The sequence below is a fragment of the uncultured Streptococcus sp. genome, from assembly GCF_915066115.1.
In the GTDB taxonomy this organism is placed as follows: domain Bacteria; phylum Bacillota; class Bacilli; order Lactobacillales; family Streptococcaceae; genus Streptococcus.
Window position 1 is genome coordinate 1 of the sequence record NZ_CAJZDT010000165.1, and the last position, 3,273, is coordinate 3,273.

Here is a 3,273-nt window from a genome sequence, read left to right on the forward strand (position 1 = left end):
ATTAATAGAGGTATATGTGAGGAGATTTTACTATCTCCTTTTTTACTACAAAAATTTTAGAAAAAAGTCTACTTTTTTTTATAAAAGCCTTTACAAAAAAAATTAAAGTGGTATAATTAATACATAGTTAAGTGCAAACGTTTTCGTAAAACGTTTGCCTAAATAAAAATAAAGGAGATTTGAATGATGAAAGATACATTCAAAAATGTCTTGTCTTTCGAGTTTTGGCAAAAATTCGGTAAGGCTTTGATGGTGGTTATCGCGGTTATGCCGGCTGCTGGTTTGATGATTTCAATCGGTAAGTCTATCGTAATGATTAACCCAACTTTTGCACCACTTGTAGTTACTGGTGGAATTCTTGAGCAAATTGGTTGGGGGGTTATCGGTAACCTTCACATTTTGTTTGCCCTAGCAATTGGAGGAAGCTGGGCTAAAGAACGTGCTGGTGGTGCTTTCGCCGCTGGTCTTGCCTTCATCTTGATTAACCGTATCACTGGTACAATCTTTGGTGTATCAGGAGATATGTTGAAAAATCCAGATGCTATGGTCACAACTCTCTTTGGTGGTTCAATCAAAGTTGCTGATTACTTCATCAGTGTTCTTGAAGCTCCAGCATTGAACATGGGTGTGTTTGTAGGGATTATCTCAGGTTTTGTAGGGGCAACTGCTTACAATAAATACTACAACTTCCGTAAACTTCCTGATGCACTTTCATTCTTCAACGGGAAACGTTTTGTACCATTTGTAGTTATTCTTCGTTCAGCAATCGCTGCAATTCTACTTGCTGCCTTCTGGCCAGTAGTTCAAACAGGTATCAATAGCTTTGGTATCTGGATTGCCAACTCACAAGAAACTGCTCCAATCCTTGCACCATTCTTGTATGGTACTTTGGAACGTTTGCTCTTGCCATTTGGTCTTCACCATATGTTGACTATCCCAATGAACTACACAGCTCTTGGTGGTACTTATGACATTTTAACTGGTGCAGCTAAAGGTACTCAAGTATTTGGTCAAGACCCACTATGGCTTGCATGGGTAACAGACCTTGTTAACCTCAAAGGTACTGATGCAAGTCACTACCAACAATTGTTAGATACTGTTCACCCAGCTCGTTTCAAAGTTGGACAAATGATCGGTTCATTCGGTATCTTGATGGGTGTGATCGTGGCTATCTACCGTAATGTTGATGCTGATAAGAAACATCAATATAAAGGTATGATGATTGCGACAGCTCTTGCAACATTCTTGACAGGGGTTACTGAACCAATCGAATACATGTTCATGTTTGTAGCAACACCTATGTATCTTGTTTACTCACTTGTTCAAGGTGCGGCCTTCGCTATGGCTGACGTCGTGAACCTACGTATGCACTCATTCGGTTCAATCGAGTTCTTGACTCGTACACCTATTGCGATTAGCGCTGGTATCGGTATGGATATTGTTAACTTTATCTGGGTAACTGTTCTCTTTGCCGTAATCATGTACTTTATCGCAAACTTCATGATTCAAAAATTCAACTACGCAACTCCAGGACGTAACGGAAATTACGAAACTGCTGAAGGTTCAGAAGAAGCTAGCAGCGAAGTGAAAGTTGCAGCAGGTTCTCAAGCTGTAAACATTATCAACCTTCTTGGTGGACGTGCAAACATCGTTGATGTTGATGCATGTATGACTCGTCTTCGTGTAACTGTAAAAGATGCTGACAAAGTCGGTGATGCAGAACAATGGAAAGCAGAAGGAGCTATGGGTCTTGTCATGAAAGGACAAGGAGTTCAAGCTATCTACGGTCCAAAAGCAGACGTATTGAAATCTGATATCCAAGATATCCTTGATTCAGGTGAAATCATTCCTGAAACTCTTCCAAGTCAAATGACAGAAGCGCAACAAAACACTGTTCAATTCAAAGGTCTTACTGAGGAAGTTTACTCAGTAGCAGACGGTCAAGTTGTTGCCTTGGAACAAGTGAAAGATCCAGTATTTGCTCAAAAAATGATGGGTGACGGATTTGCTGTAGAACCTGCAAATGGAAACATTGTATCTCCAGTTTCAGGTACTGTATCAAGCATCTTCCCTACAAAACATGCTCTTGGTCTTGTGACTGAAGCGGGTCTTGAAGTACTTGTTCACATTGGTTTGGACACAGTAAGTCTTGAAGGAAAACCATTTACTGTTCATGTAGCTGAAGGACAAAAAGTTGCAGCAGGTGATCTTCTTGTCACAGCTGACTTGGATGCTATCCGTGTAGCAGGTCGTGAAACTTCAACAGTGGTTGTCTTCACAAATGCTGAAGCTATTAAATCAGTTAAATTAGAACAAACAGGTTCTCTTGCAGCTAAAACAGCAGTTGCTAAAGTAGAATTGTAATACACTTGAGGTTGGAAGCTGTTTTCCAACCTCTTGTTTTAGGAGAAAAGCATGAAATTTTTAACACTCAATACTCATAGCTGGATGGAAAAAGAAGCTGAGGAAAAATTCCAGCTCTTGCTTGAAGATATTCTTGATAAAGACTATGATTTGATCTGTTTCCAAGAAATCAATCAGGAGATTACTTCACCAGAGGTGGAGCTTAATGACCTTTATCAAGCTTTGCCAGCAGCTGAGCCGATTCATCAAGATCATTATGTTAGACTTTTGGTTGAAAAATTGTCAGAGCAAGGAAAAAATTACTATTGGACCTGGGCCTATAACCATATCGGCTATGATCGCTACCATGAAGGTGTGTCTATCTTGTCTAAAACGCCTATTGAAGCACGAGAAATTTTGGTTTCAGATGTGGATGATCCAACAGACTATCATACTCGTCGCGTTGCCCTGGCTGAAACTGAAGTCGATGGTAAGGAGCTTGCAGTTGCCAGTGTCCATCTTTCGTGGTGGGGTAAAGGTTTCCAAGAAGAATGGGCACGATTTGAGGCTGTCTTGAAAGAATTGAACAAGCCACTTTTGCTGGCTGGAGATTTTAACAACCCAGCTGGTCAGGAAGGCTACCAAGCTATTTTAGCTAGTCCATTAGGCTTACAAGACGCATTTGAAGTTGCTCAAGAGAAAAGTGGTAGTTATACTGTTCCACCAGAAATTGATGGCTGGAAGGGGAACACAGAACCCCTTCGAATCGACTATGTTTTTACTACCAAAGAGTTAGCGGTGGAAAATTTACATGTCATATTTGATGGCAACAATAGTCCGCAGGTTAGTGATCACTATGGCTTGAATGCTATTTTAAACTGGAAATAATAACTGATACTCTTCGAAAATCTCTTCAAACCACGTCAACGT

The 3,273-nt window shown here is 40.4% G+C and carries 2 protein-coding genes; both read left to right on the plus strand.

What is annotated here, in order from left to right; genetic code table 11:
* Positions 1–183 precede the first annotated feature (183 nt).
* The gene (locus tag QZ565_RS08885; RefSeq protein ID WP_295528414.1) at positions 184–2,364 is read left to right on the plus strand and encodes a PTS transporter subunit IIBC; all 2,181 of its coding nucleotides are present in this window, start codon (positions 184–186) and stop codon (positions 2,362–2,364) included.
* Positions 2,365–2,415: 51 nt separating this feature from the next.
* A complete protein-coding gene (locus QZ565_RS08890) occupies positions 2,416–3,231 on the plus strand; it encodes an endonuclease/exonuclease/phosphatase family protein (RefSeq protein WP_295528417.1) in 816 nt (271 codons plus the stop codon).
* Positions 3,232–3,273 lie beyond the last annotated feature (42 nt).

Bases quoted from the DNA above. Each gene is read 5' to 3' on its own strand.
- QZ565_RS08890 (WP_295528417.1), top strand. From the start codon at position 2,416: ATGAAATTTTTAACACTCAATACTCATAGCTGGATGGAAAAAGAAGCT.
- QZ565_RS08885 (WP_295528414.1), top strand. From the start codon at position 184: ATGATGAAAGATACATTCAAAAATGTCTTGTCTTTCGAGTTTTGGCAA.